The organism is Pseudomonas sp. MDT1-85 (assembly GCF_054898065.1).
This window is the reverse complement of sequence record NZ_CM142715.1, coordinates 5,173,026-5,189,791: the sequence shown is the minus strand read 5'-3', so window position 1 is coordinate 5,189,791 and position 16,766 is coordinate 5,173,026. Positions and strand designations below refer to the sequence as shown.

Genomic DNA, 16,766 nt, shown 5'->3' with positions numbered 1-16,766 from the left:
CTTGTGGGTACTCCTTGTCATTTCGCTTTATTTGAGCTGCAACCGAGTTTCAATCTGGATCTCGATCAGCTGGCCACGCGCTACCGTGAGTTGGCGCGCGGTGTTCATCCGGACCGCTTTGCCGACGCTTCCGAGCGTGAGCAGCGGCTGGCGCTCGAGCAATCCGCGAGCCTCAACGAGGCCTATCAGACGCTCAAAAGCCCCCCCAAACGCGCGCGATATTTGCTCGCCATGGGCGGTCGCGAGCTGCCGCTGGAGGTCACGGTGCATGATCCGGAGTTTCTTCTGCAACAGATGGAGTTGCGTGAAGAGCTCGAAGACCTGCAAGACAGCGCCGATCTGGCGGGTGTCGCAGTGTTCAAGCGTCGCCTGAAGACCGCGCAGGATGAACTGAACGAAAGCTTCGCAGCCTGTTGGGATGATGCAGCGCAACGTGAACAGGCCGAACGCCTGATGCGGCGCATGCAGTTCCTCGACAAGCTCACCTACGAAGTGCGCCAGTTAGAAGAGCGCCTCGACGATTAACCCAGTGCCGCTCCGGTCGCACGCCTGATATACAGATAAGTCCTGATAACGATGGCCCTACTGCAGATCGCCGAACCCGGCCAAAGTCCTCAACCGCACCAGCGTCGTCTGGCTGTGGGGATCGACTTGGGCACTACCAATTCGCTGGTCGCTGCATTGCGCAGTGGTCTTTCCGAACCTCTGGCTGACGCTGACGGGCAGGTCATCCTGCCGTCTGCCGTGCGCTACCATGCCGATCGCGTCGAGGTCGGCGAGTCGGCCAAACTGGCTGCCGCGTCCGATCCTTTGAACACTGTGCTGTCGGTCAAGCGCTTGATGGGTCGTGGTCTGTCCGACGTCAAGCAATTGGGCGATCAGCTGCCGTACCGTTTTGTCGACGGCGAGTCGCACATGCCGTTCATCGACACGGTGCAAGGCCCGAAAAGCCCGGTCGAAGTCTCCGCCGATATCCTCAAGGTATTGCGTCAGCGCGCTGAAGCGACCTTGGGTGGCGAATTGGTTGGCGCGGTGATTACCGTTCCAGCCTATTTCGATGATGCTCAGCGTCAAGCCACCAAGGATGCGGCCAAGCTGGCCGGTCTGAACGTGCTGCGTTTGCTCAATGAGCCAACCGCCGCCGCGGTCGCTTACGGTTTGGATCGGCACGCCGAAGGCTTGGTCGCGATTTATGACCTGGGCGGCGGTACGTTCGATATTTCGATTTTGCGCCTGACTGGCGGTGTCTTCGAAGTGCTGGCTACCGGCGGCGACAGCGCCCTGGGTGGCGATGACTTCGATCACGCTATTGCTGGCTGGATTATTGAGGGCGCCAGTCTGTCGGCCGACCTCGATCCGGGTACGCAGCGCCATCTGCTGCAAACCGCCTGTGCGGCCAAAGAAGCCCTGACCAACTGCTCGTCCGTCGAAGTTGCTTATGGCGACTGGAAGGCCGAGTTGACCCGTGAAGCCTTCAATGCGCTGATCGAGCCAATGGTTGCTCGCAGCCTGAAAGCCTGTCGCCGCGCGGTGCGTGATTCCGGCATTGAGCTGGAGGATGTTCACGCTGTGGTCATGGTCGGTGGCTCGACCCGCGTACCTCGCGTCCGCGAAGCTGTTGCGCACGCCTTTGGTCGCGAACCGCTGACCGAAATCGATCCGGATCAAGTCGTCGCCATCGGTGCCGCGATCCAGGCCGATACCCTGGCCGGCAACAAGCGTGACGGCGGCGAACTGCTGTTGCTCGACGTGATTCCGTTGTCCCTGGGGCTGGAAACCATGGGTGGCCTGATGGAGAAGGTGATTCCGCGCAACACCACCATCCCTGTCGCCCGCGCCCAGGACTTCACTACTTATAAAGATGGCCAGTCGGCCATGGCGATCCACGTATTGCAGGGCGAGCGCGAGTTGATCAGTGACTGCCGCTCCCTGGCACGCTTCGAATTGCGTGGGATTCCGGCGATGGTGGCTGGCGCGGCGAAGATTCGCGTGACCTTCCAGGTCGACGCCGACGGTCTGCTCAGTGTCTCGGCCCGCGAATTGGGTTCGGGCGTCGAAGCCAGCATCCAGGTCAAGCCGTCCTACGGCCTGACCGACGGCGAAATCGCCAAAATGCTCAAAGATTCGTTCCAGCACGCCAACGACGACAAAGTCGCCCGCGTATTGCGTGAGCAGCAAGTCGATGCCCAGCGCCTGATCGAGGCGGTACAGGGCGCTCTGGAAGTTGACGGCGAACGCCTGCTCGACGCCGAAGAGCGCATGGTCATCGAATTGCAGATGCAGGAACTGACCGAATTGATGAAAGGCACCGATGGTTACGCCATCGAGCAGCAGACCAAGCGTCTGTCGCAAGTGACCGATGCCTTTGCTGCCCGCCGCCTGGACTCGACGGTGAAAGCCGCTCTGGCGGGGCGCAACCTGAATGAAATCGAGGATAACTGATGCCGCAGGTCATTTTTCTGCCACACGAGAAGTTCTGCCCGGAAGGCATGGTTGTGGAGGCTGAGCCCGGTATATCCATTCTCGAACTGGCCCATGAGCACCATATCGAGATGGAAAGCGCCTGTGGCGGCGTCTGCGCTTGCACTACCTGCCATTGCATCATCCGCGAAGGTTTTGACTCGCTGGAAGAGGCGGATGAGCTGGAGGAAGACTTTCTTGATCGGGCCTGGGGTCTGGAAGCGCAATCGCGTCTAGGCTGTCAGGCGATCGTCGGGACTGAAGACCTGACCGTTGAAATTCCGAAATACTCGCTCAACCATGCGGCCGAAGCGCCGCACTGATTCAAGGAACCGACATGAGTCTGAAATGGGTTGATGTGCTTGAAATCGCGATCCAGCTGGCTGAATCCAGGCCGCAAGTGGATCCGCGTTACGTGAACTTCGTCGATCTGCACCAATGGGTGCTGGCATTGCCGGAGTTCAGTGATGATCCGACCCGCGGTGGCGAGAAGGTGCTTGAAGCCATTCAGGCCGCCTGGATCGAAGAAGCAGACTGATTCTGCACCGTACGCAGTTAGGCAATACCCAAGAACCCGCGTATAATTCGCGGGTTTAATTTTTCACAAATTACCGTTTCTGGAGTTACACCATGGCTGTTCAACGTACTTTCTCCATCATCAAGCCTGACGCTGTTGCAAAAAACGTTATCGGCGAGATCACCACTCGTTTCGAAAAAGCTGGCCTGCGCGTTGTAGCTTCGAAGCTGAAGCAACTGTCCAAAGCTGAAGCTGAAGGCTTCTACGCTGAGCACAGCGCTCGTGGTTTCTTCGGCGACCTGGTTGCTTTCATGATCTCCGGTCCGGTTGTCGTTCAGGTTCTGGAAGGCGAAAACGCTATCGCTCTGAACCGTGAGCTGATGGGCGCTACCAACCCTAAAGAAGCTGCTGCCGGTACCATCCGCGCTGACTTCGCTGATTCCATCGACGCCAACGCTGTACACGGTTCGGACTCCGAAGCCGCTGCTGCTCGCGAAATCTCGTACTTCTTCGCAGCTACTGAAGTAACCACTCGCTAAGCATTGGCTTAAGAGTGAAGGTGAATCCATGACTACATCGACTGTAAAAACCAACCTGCTGGGTCTGACTCAGCTGGAAATGGAAAAATTCTTCGACTCAATCGGGGAGAAGCGTTTCCGTGCCGGTCAGGTAATGAAATGGATTCACCACCTTGGCGTCGATGATTTCGACGCCATGACGAACGTCAGCAAGGCCTTGCGCGACAAGCTCAAGGCTATTGCCGAGGTTCGTGGTCCTGAAGTTGTCAGCGAGGACATCTCCACCGACGGCACCCGCAAGTGGGTGGTTCGTGTGGCGTCCGGCAGCTGCGTCGAGACCGTGTACATTCCCCAGGGCAAACGCGGCACTTTGTGCGTTTCGTCCCAGGCAGGCTGTGCCCTGGATTGCAGTTTCTGCTCCACCGGCAAGCAAGGTTTCAACAGCAACCTCACCGCCGCCGAAGTGATCGGTCAGGTGTGGATTGCCAATAAATCGTTCGGCAGCATCCCGGCGACCGCCGACCGTGCCATCACCAACGTGGTGATGATGGGCATGGGTGAGCCGCTGCTGAACTTCGATAACGTCGTGGCCGCCATGCATCTGATGATGGATGACCTGGGCTACGGGATCTCCAAGCGCCGCGTGACCCTGTCCACTTCGGGCGTGGTGCCGATGATCGATGAGCTGTCCAAGCACATCGACGTTTCCCTGGCGTTGTCGCTGCACGCACCAAACGACGCATTGCGTAACCAATTGGTGCCGATCAACAAGAAATATCCGCTTAAGATGCTGCTCGAGTCGTGCCAGCGCTACATGTCGTCCCTGGGCGAAAAGCGCGTGCTGACCATCGAGTACACCTTGCTCAAGGACATCAACGACAAGGTTGAACATGCCGTTGAGATGATCGAGTTGCTCAAGAACATTCCGTGCAAGATCAACCTGATACCGTTCAACCCGTTCCCGCATTCCGGTTACGAGCGCCCAAGCAACAACGCGATTCGCCGGTTCCAGGATCAGCTTCACCATGCAGGCTTCAACGTCACCGTACGCACCACCCGCGGTGAAGACATCGACGCCGCGTGTGGCCAATTGGTAGGGCAGGTGCTGGATCGCACCCGTCGCAGCGAACGTTATATCGCCGTACGCGAGTTGAGCGCCGAAAACGATATTGCAACAAACGCCGCGAACAATAATTAAGAGAGGATCTCTATGTCCCTGCGCTTCGCGCTGCTTGTGCTGTTGGCCAGCCTCTGTGCTGGTTGTGTCCTGTCGGGCGATTTCAACCCGATGAAGACCAGCAAGGGCCGTGATGAAGCGCGTGCTGCCTACGTGCAGCTGGGCTTGGGGTATTTGCAGCAGGGCATGACCGAGCGTGCCAAAGTCCCGTTGAAGAAGGCTTTGGACCTGGACAGCTCGGATCCTGACGCCAACGCGGCGCTGGGGCTGGTGTTCCAGGCCGAGATGGAGCCGGAACTGGCCGATCAGCATTTTCGCAAGGCGCTGTCTTCCCGTCCCGCCGATGCGCGAATCCTGAATAACTACGGCAGCTTTCTTTTCGAAGAGAAACGTTACAAAGAGGCGTACGAGCGCTTCGAACAGGCCGCCGCCGATACCTTGTATCCTGAGCGTTCACGGGTTTTCGAAAACCTGGGCATGACCGCTTCAAAGCTTGGCCAGCGTGATCTGGCTCGCCAGCAGCTGGAAAAAGCCCTGCGTTTGAATCGCCAACAACCACGTGCATTGCTGGAAATGGCTGAGTTGTCTTACGAAGACAGGCATTATGTGCCCGCGCGTGACTATTACGACCGTTTTAGCCTGCTCACCGAACAAAATGCACGTAGTCTATTGCTCGGCGTTCGGCTGGCAAAAGTGTTCGAAGATCGCGACAAGGCCGCCAGTTTTGGCCTGCAATTAAAACGACTCTATCCCGGTACGCCGGAATATCAGCAATACCTGTCGGAGCAATGATGAAAGCGGCGCATCCCGAAGTTGTAGCAGCGAATCGCGTTAACCCCGGTGAGACTTTGCGCCAGGCCCGCGAAAGCAATGGCTGGTCGCTGGCCGAAGTGGCCCTCAAGCTCAACCTCACCGTTAATTCCCTGAGTAATCTGGAAGCCGGCGCTTTCGACAAGCTGCCTGGGCACACCTTTGCTCGTGGCTATATTCGCGCGTATGCCAAATTGCTCGGCATGGACCAAACCGTTCTGGTCCAGCAGTTCGACCAATCCACCGGCACCGACTCCCAAGGCAGCAACGTCCACAGCCTGGGGCGTATCGAAGAGCCTGTTCGGGTTTCTCACACCATTTTGCGAATTGTCAGCCTGCTATTGCTGCTCGCGGTGATTGGCGGTGGTTTTATCTGGTGGCAGGATCAAACTTCATTGCGCACCAAGGACCTGATCGGCCTGGCTCCGGAACACGTCGAAGTCGAAGGCGCCGATGGCACCACCCAGATTCATCCATTGGACGAGCCGGAAGACCAGGCCGTTGCGCAAGGTCAGGCTGAAGGTGAAACGCCTCTAGCACTGCCTCAGGCCGAGACTTCGGCCGAGGAGCCAGTCAATGCCGAAACGAGCGCAGCGGTTCCAGTGCCAGCGGCTCCAGCAGTAACGCCTGCGGCTGCTGCCCACAGCACTGCTCCGGTTGTCGCGACACCGACGACGCCAGCGACGCCTGCCCCGGCTGTTCCCGCTGTACCGGCACCGGTTATCACGGCTCCGATTGCCCCGATTGCCCCGACCGCCCCGGCACCAGCTCCGGCAACTCCGGTGGCTGGCCAAGGCCAGGTTCAATTGCAATTCACCGCCGATTGCTGGACGCAAGTGACCGATGGCACGGGTAAGGTGCTGTTGAGTGGTCTCAAGCGTAAAGGCGAAAATGTTACTGTCAGCGGCAAACCGCCTTTTTCCGTGCGTCTGGGCTTCGCCCGTGGCGCGCAGGTCAGCTACAACGGGCAAGTGGTTGATGTCGCTCCGTTCACCAGTGGCGAGACTGCTCGCCTGAAGTTGGGTCAATAAGTCATGCACGGCGAATCTCCAATCAAACGTCGCGAATCCCGCAAGATCTGGGTCGGTAACGTGCCCGTGGGCGGCGATGCGCCTATCGCTGTGCAGAGCATGACCAACAGCGACACCAATGACGTGGCCGCCACCGTGGCCCAGATCAATCGTCTGGAAGTCGCTGGCGTCGATATCGTGCGGGTTTCCGTGCCGGACATGGACGCCGCCGAAGCCTTCGGCAAGATCAAGCAGCTGGTCAAAGTGCCGTTGGTGGCCGACATCCACTTCGACTACAAGATCGCTTTGCGCGTAGCCGAACTGGGCGTCGATTGCCTGCGGATCAACCCGGGCAACATCGGTCGTGAAGACCGCGTGCGTGCGGTGGTCGATGCTGCCCGTGATCGCGGGATTCCGATTCGCATCGGTGTGAACGCCGGTTCCCTGGAAAAAGACCTGCAAAAGAAATATGGCGAGCCGACTCCCGCTGCACTGGTCGAGTCCGCCTTGCGTCACGTTGAACACCTCGAACGCCTGAATTTCCAGGACTTCAAGGTCAGCGTGAAAGCCTCCGACGTGTTCATGGCCGTCGCCGCCTACCGCTTGCTGGCCAAGGAAATCGTCCAGCCGCTGCACTTGGGCATCACTGAAGCCGGTGGTTTGCGCTCAGGCACGGTGAAATCCGCCGTGGGCCTCGGTATGCTGCTCGCCGAAGGGATTGGCGATACTATTCGCATCTCGTTGGCGGCCGACCCGGTCGAGGAAGTGAAAGTCGGCTACGACATTCTCAAATCCCTGCACCTGCGTTCCCGTGGCATCAACTTCATCGCCTGCCCGAGCTGCTCGCGGCAGAACTTCGATGTGGTCAAAACCATGAACGAGCTGGAAGGGCGCCTCGAAGATCTGCTGGTGCCGCTGGATGTCGCGGTGATTGGTTGCGTGGTCAACGGGCCGGGCGAAGCCAAGGAAGCCCATATCGGCTTGACCGGCGGCACGCCAAACCTGATTTACATCGACGGCAAGCCGGCGCAGAAACTGACGAATGACAATCTGGTGGATGAGCTTGAACGCTTGATCCGCCAGAAAGCGGCCGAAAAGGTCGAAGCTGACGCTGCCGTTATCGCGCGTGGCTGAGCCTGACTAAAGCGCCGAACGAATTTAAGGATTTATAGTGAGCAAGTCTCTGCAAGCCATTCGTGGCATGAACGACATCCTGCCCGAACAGACTCCCCTGTGGCGTCATTTTGAGGGCACCGTCTCGCGTCTGCTGGATAACTACGGTTACAAGCAGATTCGCATGCCGATCGTCGAGTTCACCGAGTTGTTCAAACGCTCCATCGGTGAAGTGACCGACATCGTCGAAAAAGAGATGTACACCTTCGACGACCGCAACGGCGATTCCCTGACCCTGCGCCCTGAAGGCACAGCGGCCTGCGTGCGTGCGGTGCTCGAACACGGCATTACCGGCGGCGGCCAGGTGCAGAAACTCTGGTACATCGGCCCGATGTTCCGTCACGAACGTCCACAGAAAGGTCGTTATCGCCAGTTCCACCAGATCGGTTGCGAAGTCTTCAACCTCGACGGTCCGGACATCGACGCCGAGCTGATCGTGCTGACCTGGCGCCTGTGGGGCGAGCTGGGTATCCGCGATGCGGTCAAGCTCGAACTCAACAGCCTGGGCACCAGCGAGTCCCGTGGTCGTTATCGTGAAGCACTGGTCGAATACCTGTCCGCTCGCCTGGATCAACTGGACGAAGACAGCCAGCGCCGTCTGAAGACCAACCCGCTGCGGGTTCTGGATACCAAGAACCCCGACACTCAAGCGGCGTTGGCCGACGCGCCAAAGATGGCCGACTACCTCGACGAAGAATCCCGCGTGCACTTCGAGGGCCTCAAGGCTCGTCTGGACGCCGCCGGCATTCCTTATGTGATCAACCCGAAGCTGGTTCGCGGGCTGGATTACTACAGCAAGACCGTTTTCGAATGGGTCACCGACAAGTTGGGCGCCCAGGGCACCGTGTGTGCCGGTGGTCGTTACGACGGTCTGGTGGAGCAGATGGGCGGCAAGCCGACCACCGGCGTCGGTTTCGCCATGGGCATCGAGCGTCTGGTGCTGCTGCTTGAAACCCTGGAGCAGATTCCCGAAGAAATCTCCCGTCAGGTCGATGTCTACCTCTGCGCCTTCGGTGAAGCCGCCGAGCTGGCTGGTCTGGCCCTGAGCGAGCGTGTTCGTGATCAATTGCCCAACCTGCGCCTGCAAGTCAATGCCGGCGCCGGCAGCTTCAAAAGCCAGTTCAAGAAAGCCGACAAGAGCGGTGCGCTGTACGCATTGATCCTCGGTGACGACGAAATGGCCCAGCAAGTGGTAGGTTTCAAACCCCTGCGTGGCCAGGGCGAACAACAAAGCATTGCCTGGGATGCGCTTGCTGCACACCTGGCCACCTGCGTCGTGCAGGGTTGAAGCTGTCAAACAGCCGATTTAGCGATTAAGGAGTATTGGGGTGTCGAGTACCGAAGACGAACATCTGGCGGAGTTGAAGGACTGGTGGACACGCAACGGCAAGCCCCTGGTCACTGGCGGCCTGTTGGCGCTGGTCATCGTGTTCGGCTGGCAGGCCTTCCAGAAGTATCAGAGCAATCAGTCGCAAGGCGCCTCGATTCTCTATCAGCAATTGCTCGAAACCACGCTGACGCCTGACGGCAAGCCTGATGCTGCACGAGTTTCGGATCTGGCTGGCAAGCTCAATAGCGAGTTCGGCGGCACCGCTTACGCGCAATACGGCAGCCTGTTCGTGGCGAAAGTCGCGGTCGACAGCGCCAAGCTGGACGACGCAGCCAGCGAGCTGAAAGCCATTGTCGACAAACCGGCGAATCCGGCACTCGGCGAGATTGCCCGTCAGCGCCTGGCGCAGGTACTGGCCGCGCAGAACAAGGTCGATGAAGCCCTGAAACTGCTCGAAGGCGATGCCGACAAAGCCTTCCTGGCCACTCGCGAAGAACTCAAAGGCGACCTGCTGGTGCAGTTGGGTCGTACCGACGAAGCGAACACGGCGTATCAAAAAGCCAAGGCAGCACTGTCGGATGAAGCGGCGGTCGGTGGCCTACAAATCAAGCTGGACGACCTGGCCAAAGGGGATGCGTGACGTGATCCGTTGGAAACATGCAGCATTGCTGGCTCTGGCCATATTGGCCGCGGGTTGCAGCAGCAACAGCAAAAAAGAATTGCCACCGGCCGAGTTGACCGACTTCAAAGAAGAAGTGGTTCTGCAAAAGCAGTGGAGTCGTTCGATCGGTGACGGTCAGGGCGAAACCTACAACATGCTGGTTCCGGCGATCGATGGCGATACCATTTATGCCGGCGACGTCACCGGTGTGGTGATGGCGATGGATCGCAGCAATGGCGACGTCAAATGGAAGAAAGATCTCGAACTGCCTGTCTCCGGCGCCGTTGGCGTGGGTTACGGTCTGGTCATGATCGGTACGCTCAAGGGCGAAATCGTTGCCCTGGACGCCAGCAGCGGTGAAGAGAAATGGCGCGCTCGCGTGACCAGTGAAGTACTCGCGCCGCCGGCCACCAACGGTGACGTTGTTGTGGTTCAGACCCAGGATGACCGTCTGATTGGTCTGGATGCCGCTACCGGCAATCAGCGCTGGTTGTATGACAGCACGCCAGCGGTTCTGACCCTGCGCGGCACCAGTGCACCTATCGTCACCAACCGCCTCGCGGTGGCTGGCCTGTCGACTGGTAAAGTGGTCGCTCTGGATGTTTCCAACGGCGTGCCGGTATGGGAACAGCGCGTAGCGATTCCACAAGGTCGTTCGGAGCTTGAGCGTGTGGTCGATATCGACGGTGGCTTGCTGCTGTCCGGCGGTACACTGTATGTCGCCAGCTACCAGGGTCGTGTCGCGGCACTGGACCTGGAAAGCGGTCGTCAACTCTGGCAGCGGGATGCTTCCAGCTATGCCGGCGTTGCCCAGGGTTTTGGCAGCGTCTACGTGAGCCTGTCCGCAGGCACCGTTGAAGGCGTCGACGAACGTTCTACCACTGCGTTGTGGAGCAACGATTCGCTGGCCCGCCGTCAACTGTCGGCTCCGGAAGTGTTCTCCAGCTATGTTGCAGTCGGTGATATGGAAGGTTACTTGCACCTGCTGAGTCAGGTGGACGGTCGTTTCGTCGGCCGCGAGCGCATCGACAGTGACGGCCTGCGTGCCCGTCCGCTGGTGGTGGGTGACACGATTTATCTGTATGGCAACAGTGGCAAACTGGAAGCCCTGACCATTAAGTAAAGACTATGCTTGGGGTTTAACCCCCAAGCGGCTTCACCTGTGGGAGCGAGCCTGCTCGCGATGGACGTCAACGATAATGCGTGATGTCTGGAAGAACGCGGTGCTGTTGCGTTTTTTCGCGAGCAGGCTCGCTCCCACAGTGCTGCCCCGAGCACCAGCCGCTGCCTCGCAGCGGCTTTTGTATTTTCTGAAATAACGAAGTGGAGAGCCGCATGGTTCCCGTAATCGCCCTGGTGGGCCGACCGAACGTCGGCAAGTCCACCTTGTTCAACCGCCTGACCAGGACTCGCGACGCCATCGTCGGCGACTTGTCCGGTCTGACCCGTGATCGCCAGTACGGTGAGGCCAAGTGGCAAGGGCGTTCCTACATTCTGGTCGACACCGGCGGTATCTCCGGTGACGAGCACGGTATGGACGAAAAAATGGCCGAGCAGTCGCTGCTGGCCATTGAAGAAGCGGATGTCGTTCTATTCCTGGTAGATGCCAAGGCCGGTTTCACCGCGGCCGACCAGATGATCGCCGAGCACTTGCGCAAGCGTAACAAGCGTTCTTACGTGGTTGCCAACAAGGTCGACAACATCGACCCTGAAATGGCCCGCGCCGAATTCGCCCCGTTGGGCATGGGCCACGCGATCCCGATCGCCGGTGCTCATGGTCGTGGCATCACCCAGATGCTGGAAATCGCCCTGAGCGACTTCCCGAAAGACGATGACGAGCTGGAAGAAGGCGAGGAAGAGATCGTTGCCGAAGGCGAGGAAGCCAAGCGCATTCCTGGCCCAAGCGAAAAAGACGGTATCAAGATCGCCATCATCGGCCGTCCGAACGTTGGCAAGTCGACCCTGGTCAACCGCATGCTCGGTGAAGACCGGGTTATCGTTTATGACCAGCCCGGCACCACCCGCGACAGCATCTACATCCCGTTCGAACGTAACGACGAGAAGTACACGCTGATCGACACCGCTGGTGTGCGCAAGCGCGGCAAGATCCACGAAGAAGTCGAAAAGTTCTCCGTGGTCAAAACCCTGCAAGCGATCAAAGACGCCAACGTGGTGATCTTCGTGATGGACGCCCGCGAAGGCGTGGTGGACCACGACCTCAACCTGCTGGGCTTTGCCATTGAGTCGGGTCGTGCGCTGGTGATCGCGATCAACAAGTGGGACGGCATGACGCCGAGCGAGCGCGACTTCGTGAAGGTCGAGCTGCAACGTCGACTGTTCTTCGTTGACTACGCCGACATTCACTTCATCTCGGCCCTGCACGGCACGGGCGTGGGCAACCTCTACGCCTCCGTACAGAACTCGTTCAAGTCTGCGGTCACCCGCTGGCCAACCAACCGCCTGACAACGATTCTGGAAGATGCGGTTGGTGAGCACGCGCCACCGATGGTCAACAACCGTCGGATCAAGCTGCGTTATGCCCACTTGGGTGGTGCTAACCCGCCGATCATCGTGATTCACGGTAACCAGATCGAGAAAGTGCCGAAGTCTTACGTGCGCTATCTGGAAAACACTTACCGTCGTGTGCTCAAGCTGGTCGGTACGCCGATCCGCATCGAGTTCAAGGGCGGCGAGAACCCGTACGAAGGCAACAAGAATTCGCTCACCGACCGTCAGGTCAACAAGAAGCGCCGCATGATGTCGCACCACAAAAAGGCCGACAAAAAGCGCCGCGACAAGCGCTGATTTGAGGTTGCCTGGCTTCTGTAGGAGCGAGGCTTGCCCGCGAAGAACGATAACGCGGTCTGGCTGAAGTACCGCGGTGAGGCATTCGCGGGCGAGCCTCGCTCCTACGGGACCGGGATAAAAAAAGGGCGCTTTTGGCGCCCTTTTTTTATGGACGCCGTTTGGGCTATTCTCGAGCTCTCCCGTGCCGTCGTAGAGCCGGGTGTAGCGCAGGGAATCACCGATGATCACCAGTAAGCTGCCGAATGTCGGCATCACTATCTTCACGCAGATGTCTCAGCTCGCGGCGCAAATCGGGGCGATCAATCTGTCTCAAGGGTTTCCCGATTTCGACGGCCCGCAGGCCTTGCGCGATGCAGTTGGTCGGCATATCGCCAGTGGCCACAACCAATATTCGCCGATGACTGGCCTGCCAGTGTTGCGCCAGCAGATTGCGGCGAAGATCGCTCGCAGCTACGGCGCCCATGTCGATGCCGACAGCGAAGTGACGGTCACCCCCGGCGCAACTCAGGCGATCTTCTGCGCCATTCAGGCGGTGATCCACTGCGGCGACGAAGTGATCGTGTTCGATCCGGCCTACGACAGTTATGAACCTTCGGTGGAACTGGCCGGTGGCCGTTGCGTGCATGTGCAGCTGGGCCTCAACGATTTCAGCATCGACTTCCAGAAGCTTGCCGATGCGCTGAGCCCGCGTACGCGGATGATCATTCTTAACACCCCGCACAACCCCAGCGGCGCACTGATCAGCCGGGCCGAGCTGGATCAACTGGCGGCGTTGATTCGCGACCGCGATATCTATGTGATCAGCGATGAGGTTTACGAACACCTGGTATTCGATGGCGTACCTCACGTCAGCGTATTGGCCCACAAAGAACTCTATCAGCGCGCATTTGTGGTCAGTTCATTCGGCAAGACCTATCACGTCACCGGTTGGAAAACCGGTTACGTAGTGGCGCCGCCAGCCCTGAGCGCCGAGCTGCGCAAGGTTCACCAGTACGTCAGTTTCTGCGGCGTGACGCCGTTGCAATACGCGTTGGCCGATTACATGGCCGAGCACCCGGAACACGTCGAAGAATTGCCGGACTTCTATCAGGCCAAGCGCGATCTGTTCTGCGATCTGCTGACGCCATCACGCTTCAGTTTCACCCGCGTGGCCGGTACTTATTTCCAACTGGTCGATTACTCGCAGATTCGCCCGGACCTGAATGACGTCGAGATGGCGCTGTGGATGACCCGCGAACATGGCGTTGCGAGCATCCCGATCTCGGTGTTCTACCAGACTCCACCCAAAGGCCAGCGCCTGGTGCGTCTGTGCTTTGCCAAACGCGAGGAGACCCTGCGTGAAGCAGCGGCGAAACTATGCGTGATCTGAGTGCTCTGCCCAATCTGAATGTCGCGCTGATCCAGACCACCCTGGCCTGGCATGATCGCCAGGCCAATCTGGAGCATTTCGAGCCCTTGCTGGAACAGGCTCGCGGCGTGGACTTGATCATCCTGCCAGAGATGTTCACCACCGGTTTCTCCATGGAATCGGAAACCCTCGCCGAGCCGGAAAATGGCCCCACCAGTAAATGGCTGCGGGTTCAGGCGGCGAAACTGGGCGCGGTAATCACTGGCAGCATCATCGTCCAGGTGCCTGACGGCAGTCATCGCAATCGTCTGTTGTGGGCGCGACCGGACGGGGAGGTGTGGCACTACGACAAGCGTCACCTGTTCCGCATGGCGGGGGAGCACAACCATTTCACCCCGGGCGAGCGTCAGGTGCAGTTCGAACTGAAGGGCTGGCGAGTGCGGCCGCTGATTTGCTACGACTTGCGTTTCCCGGTCTGGAGCCGCGACCCTCAAGACACCGACTTATTGCTATACACCGCCAATTGGCCGGGCGCTCGGCGCCAGCACTGGAACCGTTTGCTACCGGCCCGGGGGATCGAAAACCTCTGCTATGTGGCGGCAGTGAACCGCATCGGTACCGATGGCAAAGGCTTTGCGTATACCGGTGACAGTCAGGTACTGGATTTTCAGGGTGAGACGTTGCTCAGCGCAGGCGATGCCGATGGGGTCTTCAAGGTCGTTCTGGACGCGGCGGAACTGGCGGCTTATCGAACACGCTTTCCGGCGAACCTGGATGCCGATACCTTCGAGTTCACCTGAAATTGTCGTTGCCTGACCTGCCGTCATCGCGAGCAGGCTCGCTCCCACAGTAGATCGTGTGAACCCCCAATTTTGTGTTCATCCAAAACCCAATGTGGGAGCGAGCCTGCTCGCGATGAGGCCATGACAGGCGACACAAAAAATACAGGCAAACAAAAAGGCCCCGAGGTTCGCACCTCGGGGCCTTTCATGTTTCAGCGTAGGCTTACGCCGCTTTCGCTTCCGGCTGGCTCAGCGAGCGGTTAAGCGCGCTGAACAGGGCCTTGAAGCTGGCGGTGGTAATGTTTTCATCGATGCCGACGCCATGCACCGCACGCTCACCATTCACCCGCAGTTCAATGTAGGCCGCAGCCTTGGCATTGGTGCCCGCGCCGATAGCGTGTTCGTTGTAGTCCATGATTTCCACCGGAATCGGCAGACCGGCCACCAGCGCTTCCAGGGCACCGTTGCCTTTGCCACGCCAGTGCAGGTTGGTTTCACCCTGACCTTTGCCCGAGACTTCCACTTCGACGGCGCTGTGACCGTTTTCTTCCTGCAAGCGATGGCTGACCAGCGCGTACGGGGTGTTGGCCTGCAAGTACTCGCTGTGCAGCAGCGCGTGGATCTGTTGGGCCGTCATCTCCAGGCCCAGGCGATCGGTTTCACGCTGCACGACCTGGCTGAACTCGATCTGCATGCGGCGCGGCAAGTTGATGCCGTATTCCTGTTCCAGCAGGTAAGCGATACCGCCCTTGCCCGACTGGCTGTTGACGCGAATCACCGCCTCGTAGCTGCGGCCGATGTCGGCCGGGTCGATCGGCAAGTACGGCACTTCCCACAGGGCGTCCGGCTTCTGCTGGGAGAAGCCCTTGCGGATCGCATCCTGGTGGGAACCGGAGAACGCGGTGTGAACCAGGTCGCCGACATACGGGTGGCGTGGGTGCACCTGGATCTGGTTGCATTCTTCGACGACTTTGCGCACGCCGTCGATATCGGAAAAGTCCAGTTCAGGGTGGATGCCCTGGGTGTAGAGGTTCAATGCCACGGTCACCAGATCGACGTTACCGGTCCGCTCGCCGTTGCCGAACAGGCAGCCTTCGACACGGTCGGCGCCGGCCATCAGGCCCAGTTCGGTGGCGGCCACGCCAGTGCCACGGTCGTTGTGGGTATGCAGGCTGATGATCACGCTGTCACGACGGTTGATGTGGCGGCCGAACCATTCAATCTGGTCGGCATAGATGTTCGGGGTGGCGCATTCGACGGTGGCAGGCAGGTTGAGGATCACCTTGTGCTCAGGCGTCGGGTTCCACACTTCGATCACGGCGTCACAGACTTCCTTGGCGAATTCCAGTTCGGTGGCGCTGAAGGTTTCTGGCGAGTACTCGAAGGTCCACTCGGTTTCCGGCTGCTGGGCGGCGTATTTGACGAACAGCATGGCGGCGTTCACGGCGATGGCCTTGATCCCGTCCTTGTCCTGATTGAAGACAATGCGGCGGAAGGAAGGGGAGGTCGCGTTGTACAGGTGAACGATGGCTTTCTTGGCACCGCGCAGGGATTCGAAGGTGCGTGCGATCAAGTCTTCACGGCCCTGGGTCAGCACCTGAATGGTGGTGTCGTCCGGGATGTGGCCGTCTTCGATCAGGGTACGCACGAAGTCGAAGTCGGTTTGCGAAGCGGCCGGGAACGAGGCTTCGATTTCTTTCACGCCGACTTGCACCAGGGTTTTCCAGAAACGCAGCTTCTTGACCGCGTCCATCGGCTCGATCAGCGACTGGTTGCCGTCACGAAGGTCCGAGCTGCACCAGATCGGCGCTGCGGTGATGGTCTTCGATGGCCAGGTGCGGTCCGGGATATCGATGGTCGGGAACGCGCGGTATTTCGAAGACGGGTCTTTGAGCATGCTCATCGGGAAATCCTTATTGTGTGGGCCGAAAAAAGGCGGCCTGCCGGTGGATCAAATGTTCTGGGGATAAAGCGTCAGACGAGGCACCGCGTTTCAGCCTGGCAGTCGTGCGCTGACGAGGCACAGGCTACGGTGCTGGCGAAGCTGAATGAGGGTGTGAGAGGTTTTCATGCCTTCAACCCTAACCGCGGGGGTGAAGGATGGCAAGCAGTCGAAAAAAATTGAGAGGAATACTCGAAAAGTCGAGTTTATTGAGATTTTATTGCGGGGTG

At 59.0% G+C, this 16,766-nt stretch carries 16 protein-coding genes; 15 read left to right on the top strand and 1 reads right to left on the bottom strand.

The window, feature by feature from the left end:
- The first annotated feature begins 3 nt into the window (after nucleotides 1-3).
- The 15 genes from hscB to ACYZT2_RS23160 all read left to right on the top strand — a co-directional run bounded on the left by hscB (nucleotide 4) and on the right by ACYZT2_RS23160 (nucleotide 14,612).
- Entirely contained in the window at nucleotides 4-525 is a 522-nt protein-coding gene (hscB, locus tag ACYZT2_RS23230; protein ID WP_461967690.1) for a co-chaperone HscB, read from the top strand.
- 51 nt (nucleotides 526-576) lie between these two features.
- Nucleotides 577-2,442: a Fe-S protein assembly chaperone HscA gene (gene hscA, locus ACYZT2_RS23225; protein ID WP_461967688.1), complete on the top strand. Its 1,866-nt coding sequence runs from the start codon at nucleotides 577-579 to the stop codon at nucleotides 2,440-2,442.
- Complete coding sequence (fdx, locus tag ACYZT2_RS23220) at nucleotides 2,442-2,783, top strand: ISC system 2Fe-2S type ferredoxin (protein WP_008014719.1); 342 nt, start codon at nucleotides 2,442-2,444, stop codon at nucleotides 2,781-2,783. The genes hscA and fdx overlap by 1 nt, the downstream gene beginning before the upstream one ends.
- Nucleotides 2,784-2,797: 14 nt before the next feature.
- The gene (gene iscX, locus ACYZT2_RS23215; protein ID WP_461967685.1) at nucleotides 2,798-2,998 is read left to right on the top strand and encodes a Fe-S cluster assembly protein IscX; all 201 of its coding nucleotides are present in this window, start codon (nucleotides 2,798-2,800) and stop codon (nucleotides 2,996-2,998) included.
- A 92-nt stretch (nucleotides 2,999-3,090) separates the two neighbouring features.
- The gene (ndk, locus tag ACYZT2_RS23210) at nucleotides 3,091-3,516 is read left to right on the top strand and encodes a nucleoside-diphosphate kinase (RefSeq protein WP_007916882.1); all 426 of its coding nucleotides are present in this window, start codon (nucleotides 3,091-3,093) and stop codon (nucleotides 3,514-3,516) included.
- 28 nt (nucleotides 3,517-3,544) lie between these two features.
- Nucleotides 3,545-4,693 carry a dual-specificity RNA methyltransferase RlmN gene (gene rlmN, locus ACYZT2_RS23205; RefSeq protein ID WP_123368319.1) on the top strand — a complete coding sequence of 383 codons (1,149 nt, stop codon included), beginning with the start codon at nucleotides 3,545-3,547 and terminating at the stop codon, nucleotides 4,691-4,693.
- Nucleotides 4,694-4,705: 12 nt separating this feature from the next.
- A complete protein-coding gene (pilW, locus tag ACYZT2_RS23200; RefSeq protein WP_007903601.1) occupies nucleotides 4,706-5,464 on the top strand; it encodes a type IV pilus biogenesis/stability protein PilW in 759 nt (252 codons plus the stop codon).
- Nucleotides 5,464-6,513 carry a RodZ domain-containing protein gene (locus ACYZT2_RS23195; protein ID WP_461967682.1) on the top strand — a complete coding sequence of 350 codons (1,050 nt, stop codon included), beginning with the start codon at nucleotides 5,464-5,466 and terminating at the stop codon, nucleotides 6,511-6,513. The genes pilW and ACYZT2_RS23195 overlap by 1 nt, the downstream gene beginning before the upstream one ends.
- Nucleotides 6,514-6,516: 3 nt before the next feature.
- Nucleotides 6,517-7,626 carry a flavodoxin-dependent (E)-4-hydroxy-3-methylbut-2-enyl-diphosphate synthase gene (gene ispG / locus ACYZT2_RS23190; RefSeq protein ID WP_461967680.1) on the top strand — a complete coding sequence of 370 codons (1,110 nt, stop codon included), beginning with the start codon at nucleotides 6,517-6,519 and terminating at the stop codon, nucleotides 7,624-7,626.
- A 37-nt stretch (nucleotides 7,627-7,663) separates the two neighbouring features.
- On the top strand, nucleotides 7,664-8,953 hold the full coding sequence (gene hisS / locus ACYZT2_RS23185; RefSeq protein ID WP_460144759.1) for a histidine--tRNA ligase: 1,290 nt from the start codon (nucleotides 7,664-7,666) through the stop codon (nucleotides 8,951-8,953).
- A 40-nt stretch (nucleotides 8,954-8,993) separates the two neighbouring features.
- Nucleotides 8,994-9,635, top strand: coding sequence for a tetratricopeptide repeat protein (locus ACYZT2_RS23180; RefSeq protein WP_253549704.1), 642 nt, complete (start codon nucleotides 8,994-8,996; stop codon nucleotides 9,633-9,635).
- Nucleotides 9,628-10,779 (top strand): outer membrane protein assembly factor BamB, encoded by a 1,152-nt coding sequence (gene bamB, locus ACYZT2_RS23175; RefSeq protein WP_038981745.1) that lies wholly within the window; start codon nucleotides 9,628-9,630, stop codon nucleotides 10,777-10,779. Before ACYZT2_RS23180 ends, bamB begins: the two co-directional genes overlap by 8 nt.
- Nucleotides 10,780-10,991: 212 nt before the next feature.
- Nucleotides 10,992-12,461 (top strand): ribosome biogenesis GTPase Der, encoded by a 1,470-nt coding sequence (der, locus tag ACYZT2_RS23170; RefSeq protein ID WP_461967677.1) that lies wholly within the window; start codon nucleotides 10,992-10,994, stop codon nucleotides 12,459-12,461.
- 223 nt (nucleotides 12,462-12,684) lie between these two features.
- Complete coding sequence (locus ACYZT2_RS23165) at nucleotides 12,685-13,833, top strand: pyridoxal phosphate-dependent aminotransferase (protein WP_461967675.1); 1,149 nt, start codon at nucleotides 12,685-12,687, stop codon at nucleotides 13,831-13,833.
- Nucleotides 13,821-14,612 (top strand): amidohydrolase, encoded by a 792-nt coding sequence (locus tag ACYZT2_RS23160; RefSeq protein ID WP_461967673.1) that lies wholly within the window; start codon nucleotides 13,821-13,823, stop codon nucleotides 14,610-14,612. Before ACYZT2_RS23165 ends, ACYZT2_RS23160 begins: the two co-directional genes overlap by 13 nt.
- Before the next feature lie 205 nt (nucleotides 14,613-14,817).
- On the opposite strand, the gene leuA is transcribed toward ACYZT2_RS23160, so the two are convergent.
- Nucleotides 14,818-16,497 (bottom strand): 2-isopropylmalate synthase, encoded by a 1,680-nt coding sequence (gene leuA / locus ACYZT2_RS23155; RefSeq protein ID WP_461967671.1) that lies wholly within the window; start codon nucleotides 16,495-16,497, stop codon nucleotides 14,818-14,820.
- Nucleotides 16,498-16,766: the final 269 nt, after the last annotated feature.

Coding starts and splice junctions, on each gene's coding strand:
- hscA (WP_461967688.1), top strand. CDS start 577: ATGGCCCTACTGCAGATCGCCGAACCCGGCCAAAGTCCTCAACCGCAC.
- fdx (WP_008014719.1), top strand. CDS start 2,442: ATGCCGCAGGTCATTTTTCTGCCACACGAGAAGTTCTGCCCGGAAGGC.
- iscX (WP_461967685.1), top strand. CDS start 2,798: ATGAGTCTGAAATGGGTTGATGTGCTTGAAATCGCGATCCAGCTGGCT.
- ndk (WP_007916882.1), top strand. CDS start 3,091: ATGGCTGTTCAACGTACTTTCTCCATCATCAAGCCTGACGCTGTTGCA.
- rlmN (WP_123368319.1), top strand. CDS start 3,545: ATGACTACATCGACTGTAAAAACCAACCTGCTGGGTCTGACTCAGCTG.
- pilW (WP_007903601.1), top strand. CDS start 4,706: ATGTCCCTGCGCTTCGCGCTGCTTGTGCTGTTGGCCAGCCTCTGTGCT.
- ACYZT2_RS23195 (WP_461967682.1), top strand. CDS start 5,464: ATGAAAGCGGCGCATCCCGAAGTTGTAGCAGCGAATCGCGTTAACCCC.
- ispG (WP_461967680.1), top strand. CDS start 6,517: ATGCACGGCGAATCTCCAATCAAACGTCGCGAATCCCGCAAGATCTGG.
- bamB (WP_038981745.1), top strand. CDS start 9,628: ATGCGTGACGTGATCCGTTGGAAACATGCAGCATTGCTGGCTCTGGCC.
- der (WP_461967677.1), top strand. CDS start 10,992: ATGGTTCCCGTAATCGCCCTGGTGGGCCGACCGAACGTCGGCAAGTCC.
- ACYZT2_RS23165 (WP_461967675.1), top strand. CDS start 12,685: ATGATCACCAGTAAGCTGCCGAATGTCGGCATCACTATCTTCACGCAG.
- ACYZT2_RS23160 (WP_461967673.1), top strand. CDS start 13,821: ATGCGTGATCTGAGTGCTCTGCCCAATCTGAATGTCGCGCTGATCCAG.
- leuA (WP_461967671.1), bottom strand. CDS start 16,497: ATGAGCATGCTCAAAGACCCGTCTTCGAAATACCGCGCGTTCCCGACC.